General features: G+C 31.9%; 16 protein-coding genes. 2 read left to right on the forward strand and 14 right to left on the reverse strand.

Annotated features, from left to right (window positions below):
* Positions 1-178: 178 nt before the first annotated feature.
* From recJ to B3630_RS09240, 11 genes are all read right to left on the reverse strand, one after another.
* Complete coding sequence (gene recJ / locus B3630_RS09190) at positions 179-1,957, reverse strand: single-stranded-DNA-specific exonuclease RecJ (protein ID WP_346897478.1); 1,779 nt, start codon at positions 1,955-1,957, stop codon at positions 179-181.
* Between the two features lie 15 nt (positions 1,958-1,972).
* Positions 1,973-3,292, reverse strand: coding sequence for a pitrilysin family protein (locus tag B3630_RS09195; protein WP_346897480.1), 1,320 nt, complete (start codon positions 3,290-3,292; stop codon positions 1,973-1,975).
* A gap of 21 nt (positions 3,293-3,313) precedes the next feature.
* Positions 3,314-6,229 carry a DNA topoisomerase IV subunit A gene (locus B3630_RS09200; protein WP_346897482.1) on the reverse strand — a complete coding sequence of 972 codons (2,916 nt, stop codon included), beginning with the start codon at positions 6,227-6,229 and terminating at the stop codon, positions 3,314-3,316.
* Positions 6,230-6,240: 11 nt separating this feature from the next.
* Positions 6,241-8,187, reverse strand: a complete 1,947-nt coding sequence (locus tag B3630_RS09205) for a DNA topoisomerase IV subunit B (protein ID WP_346897484.1) — start codon at positions 8,185-8,187, stop codon at positions 6,241-6,243.
* Positions 8,188-8,751: 564 nt separating this feature from the next.
* Positions 8,752-9,789, reverse strand: a complete 1,038-nt coding sequence (gene mnmH / locus B3630_RS09210) for a tRNA 2-selenouridine(34) synthase MnmH (RefSeq protein ID WP_422653260.1) — start codon at positions 9,787-9,789, stop codon at positions 8,752-8,754.
* Positions 9,790-10,014: 225 nt separating this feature from the next.
* Complete coding sequence (locus B3630_RS09215) at positions 10,015-11,007, reverse strand: alpha/beta hydrolase (RefSeq protein WP_346897488.1); 993 nt, start codon at positions 11,005-11,007, stop codon at positions 10,015-10,017.
* Between the two features lie 148 nt (positions 11,008-11,155).
* Positions 11,156-12,556, reverse strand: coding sequence for an MATE family efflux transporter (locus B3630_RS09220; protein ID WP_346897490.1), 1,401 nt, complete (start codon positions 12,554-12,556; stop codon positions 11,156-11,158).
* A gap of 182 nt (positions 12,557-12,738) precedes the next feature.
* Positions 12,739-14,013 carry a serine dehydratase subunit alpha family protein gene (locus tag B3630_RS09225; protein ID WP_346897492.1) on the reverse strand — a complete coding sequence of 425 codons (1,275 nt, stop codon included), beginning with the start codon at positions 14,011-14,013 and terminating at the stop codon, positions 12,739-12,741.
* 185 nt (positions 14,014-14,198) lie between these two features.
* Entirely contained in the window at positions 14,199-15,068 is an 870-nt protein-coding gene (locus B3630_RS09230; protein ID WP_346897494.1) for a radical SAM protein, read from the reverse strand.
* 203 nt (positions 15,069-15,271) lie between these two features.
* On the reverse strand, positions 15,272-16,069 hold the full coding sequence (locus B3630_RS09235) for a hypothetical protein (RefSeq protein ID WP_346897510.1): 798 nt from the start codon (positions 16,067-16,069) through the stop codon (positions 15,272-15,274).
* A 207-nt stretch (positions 16,070-16,276) separates the two neighbouring features.
* Entirely contained in the window at positions 16,277-17,452 is a 1,176-nt protein-coding gene (locus tag B3630_RS09240) for an FprA family A-type flavoprotein (RefSeq protein ID WP_346897496.1), read from the reverse strand.
* A gap of 452 nt (positions 17,453-17,904) precedes the next feature.
* Between B3630_RS09240 and B3630_RS09245 the strand changes: the two genes are divergently transcribed.
* Entirely contained in the window at positions 17,905-18,480 is a 576-nt protein-coding gene (locus tag B3630_RS09245; protein WP_346897498.1) for a sigma-70 family RNA polymerase sigma factor, read from the forward strand.
* 326 nt (positions 18,481-18,806) lie between these two features.
* Here the strand turns inward: B3630_RS09245 and B3630_RS09250 are convergent, their stop codons facing one another.
* The gene (locus B3630_RS09250; RefSeq protein ID WP_346897500.1) at positions 18,807-19,292 is read right to left on the reverse strand and encodes a hypothetical protein; all 486 of its coding nucleotides are present in this window, start codon (positions 19,290-19,292) and stop codon (positions 18,807-18,809) included.
* A gap of 41 nt (positions 19,293-19,333) precedes the next feature.
* Complete coding sequence (locus B3630_RS09255) at positions 19,334-22,162, reverse strand: M4 family metallopeptidase (RefSeq protein ID WP_346897502.1); 2,829 nt, start codon at positions 22,160-22,162, stop codon at positions 19,334-19,336.
* Between the two features lie 288 nt (positions 22,163-22,450).
* Here B3630_RS09255 and B3630_RS09260 point away from each other — a divergent pair, with 288 nt between their 5' ends.
* On the forward strand, positions 22,451-22,879 hold the full coding sequence (locus tag B3630_RS09260) for a CBS domain-containing protein (protein WP_346897504.1): 429 nt from the start codon (positions 22,451-22,453) through the stop codon (positions 22,877-22,879).
* A gap of 70 nt (positions 22,880-22,949) precedes the next feature.
* Here the strand turns inward: B3630_RS09260 and B3630_RS09265 are convergent, their stop codons facing one another.
* Entirely contained in the window at positions 22,950-23,492 is a 543-nt protein-coding gene (locus B3630_RS09265) for a transposase (protein ID WP_346897506.1), read from the reverse strand.
* Positions 23,493-23,600: the final 108 nt, after the last annotated feature.

A 23,600-nucleotide genomic window follows, 5' to 3' on the forward strand; every position in this document is an offset into this window, starting at 1 on the left:
AAATGGTTGAAGCTTACGAAAGAAATTTATAGGATATATTAATATCTGAATAAATTATTTAATAGTAAGTAAACCCTAAATAGGAGATGCATCTTATAGGTGCATCTCTTTATTAGTTTAAGACATCTTCAAAAATAAATAAGCTATATCGCCCGTATATTTCATTTATTATTTATTTTTACATGCTTAATTTTATATCTTTAAGTTTTAATTGCACACTTTTTCTTCCCATATATTCATTTATATCTGGTTGAAATAATATATTTAGAAATAGACTCTTTGGTCTTATATATCCATTTCCAATATCTCCGTATTCATCACCATAGATATCTTTTAAAATATCAATAACTTCATCTTTTTTATTGAAATATAAACCATCTATCAGGTTATTGGTACCTTCCACATTAAATCTAAATTTAACATGCTGATATTCACTGCCTAAAAATCTTATATCTGCTACTAAAACTCTATTACCTTGAAGAATCGGCGTTGGATTTCCCTTTCCAAATGGCTCTAATAACTTGAATTCTTGTACAACTTGTTCACCTACATAGTTTAATTTTATGGGAGAGTCTACTCTCATTTTAGAATCAAGATCTTCCTCACTTAAATTACAGTTTTCATTTAATAATTGTCTAAACTTTGAAATATTTTTTTCTTCAATGGAAAGCCCTGCCGCCATTGGGTGTCCACCAAACTTGCTTAGTATATCCTTACATTTTAGCATTTCTTCAAACATATTATATTCTTCAATGGATCTACCTGAACCTTTTGGCATACCTTTTCCCTGAGTTAAAATAAAGGTTGGTCTCCCATATTTCTCCTTAACTCTTCCTGCTACAATTCCTGCAATACTCTCATGGATATGCTGGTTATATACTACAAGGACTCTATCATTTATCAAAGAAGAACCTTCTATGTCAGCACAAACTTGTTCCACACTTTCCGCTGTAAGGTCTTGCCTTTCCTTATTAAGATTAAAAACCTTTGTAGCTATATCCATAGCCTCGCCCATATCTTCACAAAGTAGTAGATCTAAGGATAGCTCAGCAGTTTCTAGCCTTCCTGTAGCATTGATACAAGGTCCAATGTTAAAGCCTACATTATAACAAGTTACCTCATCCTTTATATCGATTATATGTTTTAAAGCTTTTATTCCTAAATTTCTTGTATTAGAAAGTATCTTTAGCCCTTCCTTTGCAATGATTCTATTTTCATCTATTAAATCTACAACATCACATATAGTGCCAATGGTAGCTAACTCTAGAAGATCATCAGTATTTCTATCTTTCATATTCATAGCTTCATATAAAGCTAAAGAAAACTTATAAGCTACACCAGCTCCACATAAAAGTTTAAAGGGATAATTACAATCCTCCTGCTTAGGGTTTATTAGGGCATCACTACTTGGAATTACCACCCTTCTTTCTCCACCTACCTCCTCAAAAGGAAGTTCATGGTGATCTGTGATAATAACTTTTAAGCCAAGTTCCTTAGCTCTTTTTACCTCTTCTATAGCAGAAATTCCATTATCGCAACTTATTATAAGATTAAAGCCTTGCTCTGCTATGGTCTCTATTCTAGAAATACTCATACCATAGCCTTCATTTTCCCTATGTGGTATATGATAAGCTACTATTCCACCACAACTTTTTATAGCCTTATAAAGAATTGCAGTACTAGTAACTCCGTCTGCATCATAATCTCCGTAGACCATAATTTTTTCCTTATTATTTATAGACTCAACCATAATCTCTATGGCCTTATCCATATCTTTCATAAGATAAGGGTTATATAGCTTATCCAAAGATGAATTTAAAAATTCATCTGCCTTTTCCTTAGTATCTATTCCTCTATTCATTAGCACCCTAAGAGTAATAGGAGTAACCTTTATATCCTTAAGTAGCTCCTTTAGAACCTCTATAGAGCACTGACTATCTTTCCAAACAGTATTCACCAAATCACCTTACCTTTAATTCCTTATGATTCCTAATGTTTCCTTAATAAATACCTTATTTATCATACTAAGGATTTCTTCTTCTGTACAATTACTTAGTTTATAAAACTCATTTAAAAGTAATTCTCCACCACTGTGCATTATTTCATAGACAGCTAGATGCATAGATAAAATTATGGATTTCTCTAGAGTTAACATTCTCTTTAAATTTTGACTTTTTATATATTTTTTAACGAAATCTTCAGTGAATATTCCCTTTAAAGTTTTTACTTTATCAATGTTTTCTTTAATTATCTCCCTAACCAAATCAATATTTTCCTTAGATGTAGATAAAGTTATGGTATATAGTTTTATGCCCTTTTCTCCCTTAACCTTTCCTTGAATATCATATACTAATCCTCTCTTAGTTCTGATTTCATCATAGAGCAAGGAGCTAGTGCCACCTACAAAATATTCATTAAATAATTGAAGTAAGGTAACTTCCCTTTCACTTAGGTTATGAATGGGAAATATATATTGAACCTTGCATCCATTAATGGAGAGATTTTCTTCAATAAACACTCCAGCCTTAGGATTCTCGTAAAGGGAAAAAGTCTTTTCTTCTTGGTTTTCCCTTGATGAAACTCTTTCGAAACTCTTTTGGATCAAGGATGGCTTTACCCCTTTCAGGGCTGCTATCTGACAGGTATTATGTGTTAATAAAGGTTTTGTCTTTTTCAAGGATGTTATTTCACCTTCAATGATTTCAATAACCTCACTTAGCTCTAAAGCTGTTATCACAGAAATTACGCAGTTATCTAGGGTGTAAAACTTCTCATGATACTCCCTTATCTGTTCCAATGTTATAGCCTTTATAGTTTCTTCTCTCCCTATGATTACCTCCTTTATTCTTCTTTTTTCAAAGGTTTCATAAAATAAAAAATCTTCACAGTGCTGAACTACGTCATCACTCCACTCCTTAAGCTCCTCTATGATAACTGCCATTTCTTCCTTAAAACCTTCTTCTCTAAAGGCTGGATTAAATACTATATCAAAATATATATTAAAGGCATTTTTAAAATCTTCCTTTAAGGAGCTTCCATAATAAACTACATAAGGATAATTAGTCATAGCATTATGAAATCCTAGGTACTCATTGCATATCTCATTGATTTCCTTCTCACTTTTACTATGAGTACCCTTAAACACCATGTGTTCTACAGCATGGGCAATTCCCATGTTATTAGAATTTTCGCTATTAGCTCCTGCTTCTAGCCCTATGGTAAAAGAAGTTATATTCCCTGGAACTCTTTCATAAAGCAACCTTACTCCATGTTTTAAAAATATCTTATCCATGTTATCCCCACTTTACTTCTATTACTTAATTAGCTCTACCTTTTCTATAAAGTCATCATCCATAAACACAATTACATTTTTACCTCTACCAGCTCTATTTTGAATTGGTAACGCTCCTAAATCAACTATATTCTCTTGACCATTCTTAGTAGTTATTTTCAGGTTTTCTTCAAATAAATCTACGCATAATTCATTATTTTTATTTGAAATAGCGCCACTTTTTGCCTTTGCAAAGATAACTTTATCATCATCCTTTAAGCTAATTCCCATAACTCCAGTGGCATTTTTCCCCATGACATTTATGGCTTCTAAATCAAATTTAAGACACATACCCTTTCTTGTGAAGAGTAACCCTTCTCCTTTATCAGCTTCAACATCTACTTTAATTAGCTTATCCTCTGGAGTTTTAAATTTATATGCTAAGATATTTGTAAAATCACCTGTAAATTCTTCTATACTAGTTTTCTTTACTACACCCTTTTCAGTAAAGAAGTAGAAATTTTCTTTAGAACTTCCTCTAGTATCTACAGATATTATTGCAATTACTGGATTCTTAGAATCATAACCTTCAAATAATTTTTCCAGTTCAATACCCTTTTTATCTATGTTTTGTATCATTAAGGCTGACATTTTAAATAACTCTCCATAAGCTGTAAACAGGAATAACTCACTACTAGAGTTTGATGTAGTTATAACCGGTTCTCCACTTCTTCTACTTGAAGTTTTTAAAATTCCCTTTTTATTAACAGTTATATAGAACTCTTTATAGTTAAATTCATCTACATAACTACAATGAGTTATCCTATCTCCATGGGTTAAATTAACTATAGGTTTTCCAACTATACCTCTATCCACTGGCTCAACCTTAGGCTCCTGTGCAATGAAGTTTAATCCCTTAGCCGTAGTTATTTCAATAAATTTTTCTTCTATATTTTTATCTATTAATTCAACACTTATCAAGTCTTCATCCTTTTTAAGCTTAATACCTTGAAGTCTTGAATTATTAGTAATAAACTTGCTCAATTCAGTTTTCTTGATAAGACCTCTAGAGGTTATAAGGAGCACATCCTTAGTAATAGAGAAATCCTGTACTACAAAGGCATTTACTATTTCCTCCTTATCTAAATTTAGAGTCCTAATAAAGCCCTGAATTCTCTCCCCCTTATCTCTCCACTTAAACTCAATTAAATTTGCAACCTTACATTGATACATATTTCCTTGATTTGTAAAGATACATAGGGTATCTCGAGTATTACATTCAAAGAAGAATCTATTAAAGTCTCCTTCTCTATACTCTATATCCTCAGTATTTTGTGTAGTTCTAATAAAGGATTTTAAAGACGTTCTCTTAACATATCCATCCTTAGATATGGTTACTACCACATCTTCCTCTACTATAAGTTCTTCTAACTGAATATTAGCATCACTATCATCTTCTAAAATAGTGGTTCTCCTTGGATCATCATATTTTTCCTTAACTTCTAGAAGCTCCTTTTTAATAACTTTAATAAGCTCCTTTTCACTACCTAATACCTTCTTAAGTCCTTTAATCTTAGTCTCTAATTCCTTATGTTCCTTTTGGAATATTTTAATTTCAAGGCCCGTAAGTCTATAAAGCATCAACTCTAAAATAGCCTCTGCTTGAGGGTTAGTAAAGCCAAATTTGCTTATTAGATTTTCTCCTGCATCCTTTTTAGATTTAGATGCCCTTATAGTTTTAATTATTTCATCCATGATTCCAATAGCTTTAATAAAGCCTTCTACAATATGGAATCTCTTTTCTGCTATTTCTAGCTCTCTTTTTGTTCTTCTTGTAATAACTTCCTTTTGATGTTTTATATAGTATTTAATTATAGTCCTAAGTCCCATGGTTCTCGGCTTTCCACCAGCTAAAGCTACCATATTAAAGGATATATTACATTGAAGCTCCGTTCTCTTAAATAGATATTTGAGGACTCTATCCGCCGTTTCTTCTGTAGTGTTTTTCTTAAATTCTACAACGGCTCTAATACCGTTTCTATCAGATTCATCTCTAATATCTGCAATGGCTTCCACTGCTTTGCTATGCTTTTTATCCCCTGTTAAATCTGAGATGGCTTGAAGGAGCTTAGCTTTATTTTTTCTATAAGGAAACTCTGAAATAACGAGACCAAGTCTACCGTTTTCCAAGGTTTCAAAATGAGTTTTAGCTCTTAAAACCACTTTTCCCTCTCCTGTTTCATAGGCAGCCACTAAAGAATCCTTACCCATTAGTATTCCGCCAGTAGGTAAATCTGGTCCCTTTATGTATTCCATAAGTTCTCTAGTAGTAATTTCCTCATTATCTGCATAGGCAATAGCTCCATCAATAACCTCTCCTAAGTTATGGGGTGGAATATTGGTAGCCAATCCTACAGCAATACCAAAGGCTCCATTAACTAAAAGATTTGGATATTTTGCAGGCAAAACTGTAGGTTCCTTTTCTGTATCAGAGTAGTTATCCATCATATCTACTACATCTTTATCTATATCTTTAAGCATTTCTAAGGCAATTCCAGATAGTCTAGCTTCTGTATAACGCATAGCAGCTGCACTATCTCCATCTATAGACCCCCAGTTTCCATGACCATCTATAAGGGGCTTTCTTGTAGTAAAGTCCTGAGATAAAATTACCATGGCATCATACACTGATGTATCTCCATGGGGATGGTACTTACCTAGAATATCTCCTACTATTCTGGCAGACTTATAGTATGGCTTATCTGGGAATGCCTTAAGCATATAAGCTCCATATAAAATTCTTCTATGAACAGGCTTTAGTCCATCCCTTACGTCTGGAAGTGCTCTATCCTTTGATACTTCTACAGCATAGGGAAGATAGTTCTCTGGCATAGCCTCATCTATAGAAACATCTATAATATTATTATCTATTGGAATTGGTTCTTTTTTCTTTGCCATTGTAACACCTCCTAAAATTCACCGTGATTGTACATATAATTTCTTCTTGGCTCTACCACATCTCCCATGAACAAGGAAATCATCTTTTCAGCCTTAGCAGCATCCTCAATGGTAACCCTTTGAAGAGTTCTTGTAGCTGGATTTAATGTAGTATCCCAAAGTTGGTCTGCATTCATTTCTCCTAACCCTTTGTACCTTTGAATCAATGCACCCTTACCAATTTCCTTCTTAGCCTTATCTAGCTCTTCATTATTATAAACGTACTTATTAACCTCACCATTTTTAGTGATTTTATAAACCTTGTAAAGAGGTGGTAATGCAATAAATAAATTTCCATTTTGAATAAGTTGTCTCATATATCTATAAACATAAGTCATCCAAAGGGTTCTGATATGATATCCATCTACATCTGCATCACTTAGTATAATTATCTTTCCATACTTTAATTCCTCTGGTTTAAAGTTTTCTAAAACTCCAGTTCCTATAGCAGTATTAAAGATTCTAAGCTCTTCACTAGCAAGAACATTTTCTAATTTTTGCTTTTCCGTATTCATAATCTTACCCTTAGAAGGCATTATGGTTTGGAATCGTCTATCCCTTGCTTGTTTTGCAGAACCTCCCGCAGAATCTCCCTCCACCACTATAAATTCAGTATATTCTCTGTCTTTCAAAGTACAGACAGCTATTTTTCCTGCCAGTGGAGCAGTACCATTTCCTATCTTTTTCTTCTCTGCTTCATTTATTTTTTTAATTTTCTCTCTTCTAGCTGCAGCTGAAATGGCATTATTAATAATTACAGTAGCTAACTCTTTATTATCCTCTATCCATTCACCTAGCTTAGTATAGGCAAGTTCATTCATTGCAGAATATGCTTCAACATTTCCTAGCTTAGTTTTAGTTTGACCCTCAAAGACTGGATTAGTAATTCTTACCTTTACAATGGCAGTCATGCCTTCTCTAATATCGTCCCCTTCAAAGTCCTTATCCTTTTCCTTTAAAAGNNTACTACCTTCTTTAAAGGCTCTAGTCATACCAGTCTTAAATCCTGTTTCATGGGTACCAGCTTCCTTTGTAGGAATATTATTTACATAGCTAGCAATATGCTCTGCAGTAGAATCTGTAAACTGTATGCATATTTCTCCTAATACCATAAGTCCATTAATTTCTCTTTCTCCTTGAAAAATTATTGGTTCTTTATGAAGGACGGTTTTACTTTCATTTAAATAATCTATAAAGTCTAAAAGGCCTCTCTCTGAATGATATACCTTTTCTACAACTTCATCTTTCCTCGTATCTCTTAGAATTAAGGTAATTCCTTTATTTTGAAAGGAAAGCTCCTTTAATCTTTCATCAATTATTTCAAATTTATAATCTATATTTCCGAAAACTTCACCATCTGCTAAAAAAGTTACTTTAGTACCAGTTTCATTAGATTTTCCTACAATCTTCAAAGGTGTAGCTGGGGTTCCCGGCATGTCCCTTTTAAGTTCTTTGTCATATCCATAATGAAATCTTTGTAAATAAATATTTCCCTTTTGTTTAACTTCTACCTCTAACCACTTAGATAGAGCATTTACAACAGCAGCTCCAACTCCATGAAGTCCTCCTGAGGTCTTATAGTTATTATTATTGAATTTACCTCCTGTATGAAGTTCTGTATAAACCATCTCCACCCCAGATTTATTTTTAACAGGATGTATTCCTGTAGGTATTCCTCTTCCATTATCTTCTATAGTAACAGTTTTATCCTTATTTAAAGTAACTATTATCTTATCTCCAAATCCATTGGCAACTTCATCAATAGAGTTATCTAGTATTTCCCATATACAATGGTGCAGACCCTTAGTTCCCGTTGAGCCAATGTACATTCCAGGCCTAATCCTTACTGGCTCTAATTTCTCAAGAGATGTGAGATCTGTAACTTCATAAGTCCCTCTATTATTCTCCTTTTGCGCCATATTATCCCTCCTTAAAAGTTGAGTTACATTTGTTATTGTATAACTTTATTCCAAAGGAGTAAAGTTTTTTCTTGAAATCTCAAAACAAACGTTCCTATTTTTACGGTATTTTTTCTATTTTTTAAAAAATTAAAATTCTATCCCTTTAATGAACTACAAAGTTATCTATTTAAAATATAGTAAATATTAAAATTTCATATGAAAAAGCCTATAATTACTGTTCTACTGGGTTTTCGCAAAATATTTATTAATCTTATATAGAATGTATAGCTTGCGCTTTAATATTATTGTTAGCAAATGCCATTTGTAGGAGCATTAGATTTACTTAGGATTTATGAATGGTAAAATCCTTAAGCAACACAACTTATTTGAGTTCATGCGAGTTGTTGTGTTGTAGATTTTACCTTGAATAAATCCTTTTAGTAAATCAATGCTTCGAAACGGGTGAGCGATAATAATATAAGTACATGCTATACATTCATTTAGATTAGTTTATTTTACGAAAGTCCTATAAACATTAATTATAAGCTTTACTTAATATACATATTTTATTCAGAATCCTGTTTATTCTTCACATTTTAAATTATCTATAAAGCTTTTTAATTCTTCTACTCCTTCATCTATGGAGTTTATCATAAGCTTTTTGTCATATTCATACTTATCAGAGCTGTGAGTATATAGTGGGTCATAGTACTTTACCATAAGATCTTTAACTACTTCCTCATACTGGTCATTATTAACCATATCACAATAAATTTCTATATTTTTTTCACTGATGTATTTCTTTAATCTTCTTAGTGCATCACAAATTTCTTCATTACAGCTATTATTTTTAGTATATTCATCAATTATTACCTTACTTCTAAAATCTAAAGGAGCATCTACAAATATATGAAGTCCCTTTTTCATGTCAGAATGTATATATTCAGGAATTAAAACTCTTCCTATCCTTCTACTTTCTGCTTCAATGAATACATATTTACCCTTAACAGCCTTTAATTCTTCATAGATATTAGATTCAAACTGCTTTTGACTAGTACCATCACCAAGACCTACAGCACCTAATATAGAGCCTCTATGATTAGCACATCCTTCTAAATCCAATACATCATATCCATCAGCTCTAAGTTTTTTTAAAATCTCAGTTTTTNNCCCCGTATTACCATGAAGTACTATATATGTAACTTTTTCATTAACCTTAGGCAACGCCTCATTGATGAAGGCTCTATAGCCTTTATAACCATCCTTGATTCTGCTAACTCTCATACCAAGGGCACCTAAAAGATCCGTAATAGATGCACTTCTCATGCCACCTCTAGCACAAAATAATACTACATTTTTATGTTGTTTTTCAAGCTCATGAATTTTATCATATATATAAGGAAGTTTTTTAGATACTGTCTCTACACCTAATCTCTTTGCTTCATCAGTACTTTTTCTAGTATATATGGTTCCAATAAGTGCTCTTTCTTCATTATTAAAAAGAGGAATACTCACTGCACCATTAATAGTAGCCTCATTAAATTCTCCTGTGCTTCTTACATCAACAAGGACATAGTCTCCAGTTAGATCTTTATATTCTATGGTTTTTGACATAATCATTCCTCCAAATTAAGTAACATCTTTCAATAAGAAGTCATTTGTTTTACAATGGCTAAACTTCCTATAATTTTCTCGTAAACAACACTTGCAAACCATAGTAATTTCAAATAACTACAACTCTATCTATTCTATATTGTAATGATTAATATGTCAAACCCGTAATAATCCTAAGGTTTATTTTCAATTTATCTAAAATATAATTTTATTTTCATTTAAAGTGCCAGTTTAATTTTCACTTAAAGTATTGCCTTTAAGGGTTTTATTAGTGTAGGTTATTACGTTACCCCCTTCAACCCAGCTGTTTAAACATGCCTTAATATCCTCTGTAACCATATCCCTATTTATTTCATTTAATATTTCATGTCTTCCACCTTCATATAGTTTATAACTTAAATTTTTAATACCTAAATTTTTAAAAGTATCAACTAGAGATAATATTCCCTTGCCATAATTTCCTACTGGATCCTTATCACCACTAAACATGGTTATAGATAAGTTTTTTGGTATGCCAGCAAGGTTGTCCTTTTTATGTATAGCCCTCATTCCCCTTAAAAAATCATAGAAAAAGGATACTGGAAAAATTCCTCCACAATAGGGGTCTAGAATATATTTTTCTACTTCCTCCTCGTCCCTACTTAACCAATCATATTTAGTTTTTTGATTTTCTACTAGCTTATTATAATTTCCAAAGCCTAAATCATCCATTAGCCTTCCATTAGCTCTTCTACCTCTAAGATTCATTATAACTTTTGACAAAAATATTCCCATATTCATTGAAAAATTAGGTTTACCACCAGTTCCAGATAAAATTACACCTTTAACAGTATCTCCATATATCTCCATATATCTTTGAGCTATGAAAGACCCCATGCTGTGACTAAAAATATAAACATCTAGTGATGGATTTTCTTTTTTTATAAAATTATTTATTTCACGTTGATCATGCACCATATCATGGAATCCATCATTATCGCTAATATATCCTAAAGAACTTAGGCTTTCTGCAGACTTTCCATGGCCTCTATGGTCATCAGCATAAACTATAAAACCATCCTTAACTAATTCCTTTGCAAATCTATCATATCTGCTACCATATTCAGCCATACCATGGATAAGTTGTATAACTCCTTTAGGTTTAACACCTTCATCTATTTCCCATTTGTATAAATAAATCTCTTTTCCATCTCGCATTTTTAACTTCACTTCTTTATATGTCATAATATACCCCACCCAAAATATTTTATTTAAATAATTTTCAAATAATTCCCTTATAATAAATTATATATAATTTTTTTCAGGCTGACAACAGTTCACTAAAAAAATCGGTATGATAATTGCTAAGCAACACATACCGATACATAAAGAATTATGTAGCTATTTCTACAATTTCATTAGAAACTTGATTTACTATATTATTTATCCACTTGTTACTTCTATATCTTCTAACTACAATAATACATTTTACAATTTCCTCTGCTGCAGTAACTGAAACCACCAAATATATTGGAAGATGTAATATAAAGGCTGCCACGAAAGATAATGGGATTCCGATGCACCATAGGGTTATCCCCTGTACAATAGCACCATATTTAGCATCGCCGCCTCCTCTTAAGATTCCAACTACCAAAATTACTGTAAATACTCTAAGAGGCATTAGCGCAGAGTATATATATAGAATCCTTAAAGAATTTCTTAGCACTTCCTCAGAAACCTTAAACACAGTTAAAACTATTGGTGAAGTTATAGCTAAAACTACAGCTAATATAACTCCTGTAATCAAAGAAACTACACATAGTCTTCTAGCATATAGTAATCCTCGTTTTTCTCTTCCAGCTCCAATTTCTTTACCAATAACTACCACCGCCACATTGGCAAGTCCAAAGGTTATAATCATAAATAGATTAAAAATGGTTGTACATATTTGTATAGATGCCGTAGCTTGAGTTCCTATTCTTCCATAAATTACTGCATAGGTTAGATTCCCCAACCCCCAACAAGCTTCATTTAAAAGCACTGGTATCATAGTTACAAATACACTTTTAGTCAGCTCCCTTGTAATACTAAATAAATCTTTAACTTTAGCAGCTAAAGTATTCTTAGAAATATAGGTATATAGAACTAAAAGTGCACATTCTGAACCTCTAGCTATTATGGTGGCAATAGCTGCACCCCTAACTCCCATTGCTGGAAAACCTAATAAACCAAATATAAGGATAGTATTAAGAACTCCATTTACAACTAGCCCTAAAAAACTAGCTAACATTGGAAGTACAGTATTTTCTACACTCCTTAAGGCAGCTGCATAGTTAAAAGATATAGCTGTAAAGATATAACTAAAACAAACTATTTTTAGATAGCTAGCTCCTATCTTAATAACTTGAGGATCTATGTTGAAAATTGAAATTATTTTCTCTGGAAATAATATTCCTCCTAAATTAAAAACACTGGTTATAAGAACACTACTTATAATTCCTATACCTAAAACCTTCTGTATATTATTTTCATCTCTCTTGCCCCAAAGTTGAGCTATAAAAACTGCACATCCTGAACTTATTCCCATTATAAATAAGCTAAATATAAAATAAAATTGATTAGCAATACCTACTGCTGCTAACTCAACTTCTCCAACTCTTCCTATCATCAAAGTATCTAGCATATTTACTGAGGAAGCTATTAGATTCTGCAATATAATTGGTAAAGCTAGAAATAATACCATCTTATAAAATTTTTTATCATAAAATAATTCTTTTAAAGTTTTCTTAGTCATAGACATTCTCCTTTCCGGCAAAAAAAAATACCACTTTGAAGGTTATCAAAGTGGTTTGCTTCAGCACTTGTATAATTAAAAAAATTACACTTCTATTTAGTTTTACAAAACTTAATTTCCTATAAAATTATAGATAATTTAAACCATACTGTCAACTATTACGAGTTAAAAATTCATCCCTTTTACTTACACATCATCAAGTTAAGGATAACTCTGTCTGCATCAGCCATTCCAACTACCCCTAAATCTGCCATGTTCTTTATAGTTCTCTCTACATCCTCATGAACAATTCCATCATGAGATGAAACTTCTACCCCTTCTAATGCAAGGGCTGCGCATAGCACTGATGTACCTACTGCTGTAGAAATTTTTAGAGCACATCCTGGCTTTGCTCCATCACATACCATACCAGAAACGTCTGCCACCATATTTTTTATAGCTTTATTTATAGCACATAGTTCTCCTCCTAGCATATAAACAATGGCACAACTAGCTCCAATTGAAGCCGCAACTCCACATCCACATAGAGCTGAAAGTCGTCCTATAAAGCTTTTTACGTGAATAGTTATAAGATCACTAAGGGCTACGGCTCTAACTAAAGTATCATCACTAACTTCTAGTTTTTCTGCCGCTGCAATTACAGGTAAAGTAGCTGTTAATCCTTGGTTTCCACTACCTGCTGTACTCATTACTGGCAGTGTACATCCATCCATTCTAGCATCAACGCCTGCAGCAGTTAATCCCATGGCATAGGTTTGAAGTGAATCTGCAAACATCTTACTGTTCTTTCCATCTAATAAAATTTTTCCTGCTTTAAGTCCATATTCTTCTTTTCTTCCAGCCTCTGAAACTCTACGATTCATCTCTATACCTTCCATTAAGAAAGCTATATCTTCATAGGGTACAGTTTTTATAAACTCATATATATCTTTAACAGATAACTGTTCATCCTCTCCATTATCCTCTGTTGCTATAGTCTTAATATCTTCGATTTCAAACAATATCTCTTCATTTCTAGTAATTAAAACTATATTGTTATGTTTATTTTTAATTATTACAGAAGAGCTATCATGCCCCTTATGTCCAATAACCTCTACATAAAGTTTTTCCGGTGCTTTAGTAAGGTCTATTGTAACCTTGCCCTCTGCTAAATATTCCTTTGATTTTTCAATATCTGACTTAGTAACATCCTTTAAAACCTCTAATCCAGCCTCCGCATTACCGCCAATAGCTCCAAGAGCAGCTGCAATATTTAAACCAACCATTCCTGTACCAGGTATTCCTACTCCCATACCATTTTTTAGAATATTACAGCTTACAAGAACCGTAACTCTATCTGGAACTCCTCCTAATGCTTGACTACATTTTGCTGTTGCAAGGGCTAGAGCTATGGGCTCTGTACATCCTAATGCTGGTATAACTTCTCTTTTAAGAATATTTATGTATGTATTTTTCATTATTAACATCCTTCCTTAATAGGCTGTTTTTAAATTAAACAGCTCTTTAATTTAAATAGTACATTAATATTTAGGCTCTGTTGAAATTAGGTAATGGTTTACATTTCATATTTACCTCTTTCATTAGGTTTTAAAGTTATTTAACATATTAATTATATCAAAGGGAGGGCTTTATTTCAATATTATTAAAGCCCTCTAAAATATTCTGGTTTAAAGTTATTTTGTCCTGCTAAAAAACCTTCTATATCTGAAAGTAATCTTTCCTTTTCTTTACCTAATACCGCAGCTAGTGGTGCATAGTTTGATGCATGATTACTTCTAAATATGCAATTTGTAAGATCTAGTTCTTTAACAAGGTGATATACCTCCTCCATTACTTCCCTGGGATTTAAAAGCATAAGAGCTCCTCTTTTTATTTCTTCATATATAGGTGCATCTTCAGGAGTCATAAGGGTTAAAAGTCCTAGATAATCTGGATCTATGACATTAATAACCTTTGCTGAGTTTAAAGCATGATTTCTCCAGTTCTCTACTCCACCTAAGCCACTTATTAGAGTACAAGATAACTTTATTCCACTATCCTTAATTTTTCTTCCAGCCTCAATAAGTTCCTTTGAGCTTACTCCCTTATTTACTTTAAGTAAAACTTCATCATCTCCACTTTCTATACCTAGATATACCATTGCCAAACCTTTATTTTTTAAAAGCGTTAGTTCCTCTGGAGTTTTAAGTAAAATAGACTTGGGACTAGCATATACAGTAATGCTTTTGCATTCTGAAAATAACTCTTTAATTTTATCTAAAATTATTATAAGTCTTTCTGTAGGAATGATAAGAGCATCACCATCAGCTATAAATATTTTTTCTATGTGTCCATACCTCTCCCTAGCCCAAACTAAATCCTCAATTACCTCTTCTAAAGCTCTCATTCTAAACTGCTTTGCCTTATACATATTACAAAAACTACATTTGTTGTGAGAACAACCAATGGTAGCTTGAACTATTAAACTTCTTCCTTCACTAGGTGGTCTATAAATTGCACCTTCATATCTCATAAATTCTCCTCCTTCATATATAGAAATTCTTATCCTAGGATGTAGCAGCTCTTTCCTCCACCTTTGAATAAGATTGGAATACTAGAGCTGATAGTAATGGAATAAAAAAGGAATACATCAAAATTTAACTAACCTAATAGTTAGCCTTTAATTCTGATGGATCCCTTAATTTTTTTTATAACAAGTAGTAGTGGTATACACTACTACTCATTAATATGTTCATGATTTTTCAAGTGATTCATACAATATTCCCTATGTCCACTACATTTTGAACAATATCTAAATTCCATATTAGGGTCATCTCTTTCAGTTATTCCACATACAGTACATCTATGACGTACATAATTCTTCATTTCTATAACTTTAAATTTTTCCTTATTCTTCTTAACCTTCTTCTTAGCTTTAAATAACTCTATAAAGTCTTTTCCAAAGAAAATAAAGTAGTTAGCTAAAGATGCAAGGATCATGAGTTTTATTCCAATTCCACCCATTATAAACTGTTGTGCCAAAAGCACTGCATTTAAAATTCCTAAATACTTAACCTTAACTGGTAAAATGAAAAATAGTAAAACTTCATGGTTAGGATATATAGATGCAAAGGCTAAAAATAAAGTTAAATTTATAAATACCCCTGTAGCAGGACTACCTCCAATTAAAGATACAATTATGGTAGCAATCATCCCTACTAAATAATATATATTAAATTTAAAGCTTCCCCAAGCCTGTTCTAACCCCATACCTATAATATAGTAGAAGTAAAGGGTAAACAGTATCCAAAAAGCACTGGTTGCTGGTGGAATTAAAATAAAGGTAACTAACCTCCACACTTGACCTTTCATTACTGCCTGCGGTATTAACATTAGGTTTGCCTCTAACCCTGGATTTATAACCTCTAATAAAAATACAGCCAAATTAGCTGCTACAATATATTTCATCAATCCACTAATGGCATCCCTGCCATATTTTCTCTCTAACTTATTTAACCACTTCAATATAATCACTCCTATAAAAATGCAATGAATTTTATCAGCTTTCTTACATTTTACCATATTTTCTCTCTATAGCCTATTCCCTAATAAAATCTTTCATGTAAACATATTATTAAGTTTGTAATTAGTATTGGCTATGAAAAAAGGTATGCAATATAATATTTTTTATTATATCTCATACCTTAATAATATACCATAATCTATTATTATATACTAAATTTATTTTAACATTCCAAGGAAGTTATCAGCAAATTCATCTGCTAGCTTAAGTTCTTCTTCACTTGGTACAAAGTTAAATTTAAAACCTGGGTCAATCACATTAAATTTAAGACTCTTTAATCTCTCTGAAAGCATAGGCACACTTTCTCCACTCCAACCATAGGATCCAAAAGCTCCAGCAATTTTACCACGATTTACAATAGCACTAACATGAGCAAGTAAATTCCAAGCTGGCTCCACTGCATCTTGATTTATAGTAGGAGAACCTACTAATATACCACTTGACCTTTCTACAAGAGATACAAGTTCCTCTAAAGGAGTAGTTGTAATTTCATGAACGCCAGCCTTAATTCCTCTTTTTTCAATGGCATGCTTTAAATGATTTGCAACCTTTTCTGTATTTCCATAGGCAGAAACATAGAATATTTGGATGTTCTTTTTTTCAATAGCAGCTTCCTTAGCCCAAGTTTTATATAAATTTTTATAATACTCTCTATCATCAATATGAACTGGACCATGGCTAGGAGCAATAATTTCTGTTTCCGTATTTTCAATTTTATCAAGGGCCATATTAACAAATTTTTTGAAAGGTCCCATGATAACATCAAAATAATACTTCATTTCAGTTTCATAGTTTCCAGAACAACTATCAGTAATGCACCCACTTGGTGAATAGTGACATCCCATAAAATCACATGTAAATAATATCTTTTCGTCTTCTAAGTAAGTAAATATACTATCCGGCCAGTGAAGATTGGGTGCGTTTATAAATCTTAAGGTCTTCTTTCCTATAGATAGCTCTCCTGATGCATCTATAGAATTAAATTCCATGTTTATAATTCCTTTAAGATATCTTACAGCAGCCTTTGAACCAACAACCTGAGCTTCTGGATATTCTTTTAATAGCTCCTTTAATGAACCACTATGATCAAGTTCTGTATGCTGAACTACAATATAATCTATTTTTTTATCTCCAATAATAGATTTAATATTCTTTAAATATTGTTCAAAGTATCCATCCTTAACTGTGTCAACAATAGTAATTTTTTCATCTTCAATTAAATAGGAATTATATGTAGTTCCCATTTTTGTTTCCATTATTATGTCAAATACTCTAAGTTCAGGATTATTAACCCCAACCCAATGAACTGAATTAGTTAATTTTAAAGGTTCCATTTCACTACCTCCGCATTCATATTATCTTCCATATTTACATATTAACAAACAATTATTATCTATTGCAAGATATTCTGCATTATTTTAAAAATTTTTTATAATACAGAATGAATATATTCAAACCATTTAAATCTCTTATCCTTTGATAATATATATTATTCTGTTTTGATTATCAACTAATACAGTATATTAATATTTTTTATATATCTTTTTATCTTGTATATATGTTTTATGTGCATTTTTCTTATATATATTGTTCCTCTTTCACTATATTTTATAAGAAAACATATAAACATGGAATAAAAATTTTAATCCAGATATTTTTTATCCAAATATTTGAATTATATATTTACGCAAACTAATGTTTGTGTTAAAATTTTTTTATCAGTTATATTTCCACTTTTTAAAAATAATGCATATATGTTATTAAAGTATTTTAGGAGGTTATATCTATGGATTATTCCAATTTAAAGAATCTTATATTAAAAGCAAAAAGTAAAGACCAGATTGCAATGGAAGAATTAATAAATGAATACAAATACCTAATAATCAAACAAGCTTCAATGGTTCATGTACGAGGCTATGAAATGGAAGATTTAATTCAAATGGGGAACATAACCTTAATGCGTTGCCTTGAAAAATACACTCCGGAAAAAGGCAATTTTACAGCTTATGTATCCTATGCAATAAAAAATAATTTTAATTACCTAATAAGGCAAAGAGCAAAAGATAATGAAGTACAAACCATCGAGGCTCCAATTGAAACTAACCTTAGAATAGAGGATACTTTAATAGCTGATGCATCAACTGAAGATAGTTTTATAGAAAAAGAAATGTATAAACTTATAAAAAAAGAAGTGGACAACCTCCAAGAAAACTTAAGAGATCTAATAACCTTCATATACATAAATTGTGAAGGCAACCTAAAAGATTATTCAAAATCCAGAAACCTTAACTATTCAACAGCAGCAAAAAGAAGAACCGTAGCTCTTAACAAACTAAGGTCCTCACTTAAATATCTCCTTTAAACCCTTGTTGATAGTGTTGGCTACTTTTTTATTTCCAGTTTTGTTTAGATTCATATTATCTACAGTGTAATCAGCTATATTTTCTGTTTCTATGCCACCTTCATTAAATAAGTCTATTACTAGTATAGNNTTATTACATACTTCTTTACTTGCCATGCAGTAATTCTCTAGACCAAGGTCAACGTCATTCTTATCAGGATAGCTTGGCTGTCCTTCAATATATCCATGCTTTAATGGATTTAAAAATACAAGTTTTGCCTCAAGCTTAGCCTTTTGTGCTGTATTTATAACTGCTTGTACATCTCCATAAAAGGATCCAACTTCTCCTACATCATCTTTGTTCCTAGAGCTGTTCCTTTAGTGTAGTCATTAGTACCTACCATAATAATTATAATATCTGTATCCTTAAGGACTACTTCATTAATTAAGTCAAGCATACTACTCATAACTAAGCCATTATTAGAGTTATTTGTTACACTTTTTAAATTCAAAAGAGTTTTTATCTTTTCTTTATATGTACTTTCTTTTAAAACTCCATTTCCAAGAGAAAGTAGAGTTTTTCCTTCCAAAATGAATTTTTCTTCACTTCCTTGGCTTTCACCCTTAACACTACCTTCTTTTTTCTCTTCAGGTTTAGATGTTAGATTTATTAAGCCTTCATATAGCTTTTCACTTTCTAAAATCTTTTCTTTTTCCTTCTTAGATTTATTTATACCTAAAGCTAAGGTAGCAATTAACGCAAGGGATAGCACTATGCATAATATGGTTTGTATCCTATATTGGTATGTTTCTAAACTAATATTTGAGCCCATAAAATGGAATGGGGGTCTGACCCCGTGGTATTAAATGGTATTTATTGTTGAATGCAGCTTTTCAAAGAAGTTACTGCTTTATCTGGAATTCCTCCACCAGTTCTTATGATTATATTTCCAAATCTCTTATCTAGCACAGTTTTTTGTTCTGTTGTTAAGTCAACTCCTGATAAAACTACTGGTGATTCATTAAGGGCTGCAACTGGACCTGCTGCTAGAGCATCTATTAGTTGTAGTCCTTTTGCTATATAAGTTTTATTTACAACACTTCCATAGAATTTATCTATAACCATGGCATTAGTTGCATATCTATCTTTTCCACCTAATCTGTTTTTTGTTATATTTTCTGAAGTGATTCCATTAACTTTATTTAAAACACTATCAGCTACAACGGTAGTACCACCTATAATATAGGCATTTTGTAGGGTCTCTCCTTGTAACCAACTATAAACTTTAGTTGGAACTTTATCCTTTTCCACTAAAACTATTGCCATTTTGTCTCTACCTGCTACTGAAGCTATAGATAGAGCATCTGCTTGACCAAGTCCATTACTTATAACTACTTTACTTACATCATAGCAGTTTTTATCAATATATTTAGCAATCTCTAAAGATGTATCATATCTGTCTGTTCCACCAATTCTTTCTACATTAGTTACGCCTAGTGCTTTTAATTCCTTTATTACATTATCATTTACTACAGTTGCTCCACCTACGATAATAGCATTTTTAGTGCCTAATCTCTTTATTTCACCTTTAGTTCCTTCTGGAAGGCTACTTGCTCCTGTTAAAAGTAAAGGTGCTTTTTTAAAGGTTGCTAGTGGTGTTGCAGCTAATCCATCTGCTAATGCTCCACCATTTGCTATCATTACAGTGTTTGCAGTTGTAAATTGACCCTTACTTAGTCTTACTGCTGTATCATATCTATCAGTACCTATTAATGCATTAACTTGTACATTTCTTGCAACAACAGTAATAACTCTAGGTATACTCACTTTATTTCCATCGCTATCTGTTACTATATAAGTTAAAGCGTATTTACCTACTTTATTTGTATTTATGGTTCCACTAACAGCTATTTTAGTAGTTAAGCTTCCATCTTCAAGATCAGCCGCTGTAACTCCAGCCTTTGTATTGAATACATTTCCTACTGTTACATTCTTAGCTGTAGCTCCTGAAATGACTGGCTTTTGTCCTTTATATGCAATGCCAGTTGAAGCAAAGCTATTCTTTATTGCAGTAATCTCATTAGATCCTTTTCCATATAAGTCGGCAGCTGCTTGTACAAGGCAGTATGCTGCTTGTTGAAAATTAGTATCTGGATGCATGTATTGAGTTAAAGCTCTATAATATATCCTTGCAGTCTTATCCATTCCTATATTTTTAGCTATATTATATGCTGCTTTATTTGGAATCCCTGAATTATCATGAACTCCACCATAATCACCATCTTCTGTATTCGGAAGACCAGCAACGTAATTATCCATATGAGCTGGTTGACCATATATGGTAGGATCTGCTAAACTTCTTAAAGCATCCCCTTGAATGTTAGGAGTATAGATGTCATCTCCTACAACCCAATCAGCTGAGTCAAATTTCCAAGTTCCCCCATTAGCAACATTATACTTATTATAACTTGAAATAAGAACCCCAAACACATCAGCCATAGATTCATCTAATGCACCTGGTTGATACTCATAGACAAGTCCAGCTGTATATTCTACTACGCCATGAGTCATTTCATGACCAACTACATCTAAATCTCCGCTTAGGTATGTAAATTCTTCTCCATCTCCATCACCGTAAAACATCGTATCTCCAGCCCAAAAGGCATTATTGTAATTTGAGCCAAGATGAGTAATTGATTCTATTGCCATGCCCTTATTATCTATACTATTTCGATTAAATAAATTTTTATAAAAATCTATTACCTTATCTGCATTATAGTGAGCACTTACTGGAGCTTTATGTTCTTCAGTTGTAAACTCCTTAGTAGTATTTGATACTAAAAATATTTTAATTTCATCACCAATGCTATTTTTTGCATCATAGGTAGCTATAGCTTCTGTAGCTTCATTTTTTAAATCTAACATTCGATATTTGCCTTCAGCTTCACTTAACTTTAGCTTTCTAGTTTTTCCTAGAACATCAATACCTGTTCCAGTTACTGGATTATTATATCTTATTTTATCTTCTGTTTTAATTACCTTACCAGAACTTACTTCAACAAAGACATCATAACTTCCTATGGTAGGAGCCATAAAGAAAATATTTATCTTGTAAACTTCATAGCTCAAACCATCTTCAGTTATTACTAACTTTTCAGCTTTTGGTGTCTTTTTTAATTTTTTAAATTCAAATTGGTTTTTTGCTATTTTAATAGCTTCCTCAGGAGAAATAATCTTACTCCCAAGAGTAGTGATTTCTTTATCTTCTTCTAGATTACCATTAACACTAACTATAACTCCGTTTTTATCATAGTGCACATTTATTAAGCTGTTATCCACTTCTGTTCCCTCAATAACTTGTGCAAACTTTACAAAAGTATCTCCTATGTCATCTTTATTTACTTCAAGAACCTTTAGTTCCTCTTTTGCATTGTCAATTCCAAAGATATCTTTGTTCTCCTGTAAAAATTTAGTCGCCGAACTTTCCCCTGGAACTTTTTTATCAGAAAGCTCTCCTGATAAAAAGACTTGTCCATCATTTTCCTTTAGTTCTACTGTCTCATCACTTAACTTCTCAAGTTTCTCTATAGCTTGTACTTTTTTTGCTTCTTTATCTACCTTTAATTCTGCAGCAAAGGCAGGTGCCGAAACAGTACAAGTTAATGATAAACCTAAAATAAGTGAAATAAGTTTTTTTCCCATAATTATCTCCTCATTTCTCTAGTAAATGGTCTGACTTTAAGAACTCAGTCAACACCCATTTATCATATTACCATAAATATTAAAAAAATGTAACTATTTTGCTAGGATTTCTAGGTTGTTTTTAGGGTATTTTCAATTTTTTAGGCTAATTTCAGAATCTTTTATACTTTTTGTTGTTGCTATAGATAATATATAAACTTCTATTTGGTATGAACTTCACAAAATTTCAGCATAGCAAGCTAATAAATAATAATTTAATTGGTTACTCTATATATGGAGGTGAAATTTATGAAAGTAAAAGAAATCATGTCAAAAGATGTTGCTTGTTTAACCCCAGAGGATTCTATTGAAAAAGCTGCTCAACTTATGAAACAATACAATGTTGGTTCCATACCGGTATGTAGTAACAAAATGATAAATGGTATAGTTACTGATCGTGATATTGCTTTAAGATCTGTAGCTTCTGGTCAGGATTCAACCCAAACAAAAGTCAGAAATATCATGACTTCAAACCCTACTGTAGGGACCCCAGAAATGGATGTTCATGATGCTGCTGAAATAATGAGTAGAGAACAGATACGCAGACTTCCAATCGTAGAAAATAATAGTCTTGTAGGTATTGTTTCACTAGGAGATATTTCCCTTGAACCTATCCTTTCTGACAATGCCCAAGATGCTCTTAAGAGTATATCTGAGCCTACAGGTAGCCAAATATAATTTAAAATCGGGGTCTGACCCCCTTCCAAAAACTGTTAGGGGGTCAGACCCCATTACATTTTCTTACATCCTATCTAATGCCATTATCTATAAATAATTTATATAATTTTCTTGCATTTATTTCTCCAAAGTAAGAAAGTATTCTTTCTGTATTTATTATTTTTTCCTTTGATAATCCCAAATAGGTACTATAACTACTCCATTTATAATCTTGGGCATTTGTTACCATATTTGCTCTTAAGGGATTTAAGTGTATATATCTACTTACCTCTAATATATACTTATCTTCTTGTATTAATTCAGATCTGTATCTTCCTTGAAATAGGTGTCCTATCAAATCATACTTTCTATTAAAGTAAATAGAATACAGCATGTTTATCTTTTTCATGATATTTCCTATGTCATCATCTTTAGTTCCAATTGCTAAATGTACGTGGTTCGTCATCAAACAATAACTATAAATATCAAAATCTAATTCTTCTTTAACCTTTTTTATAATTTTTAAATATACTTGATAATCCTCACTGTCTAAAAATATATCTTTTTTACGATTTCCTCTACACATAACATGATATATTGCTCCAGTATACCAAATACGAAGTTTCCTAGCCATATCCAATCTCCTTCCATGGGATTTTATTCCTTTAAATTATATCCTTGGATATTTAATTTAAACATTTAAAACAAATATCTTAAATAGAAAAAAGGGGGCGTCGCAAAA

This window comes from Clostridium sp. UBA7503 (assembly GCF_002477055.1).
Taxonomy (GTDB): Bacteria; Bacillota; Clostridia; order Clostridiales; family Clostridiaceae; genus Clostridium_J; species Clostridium_J sulfidigenes.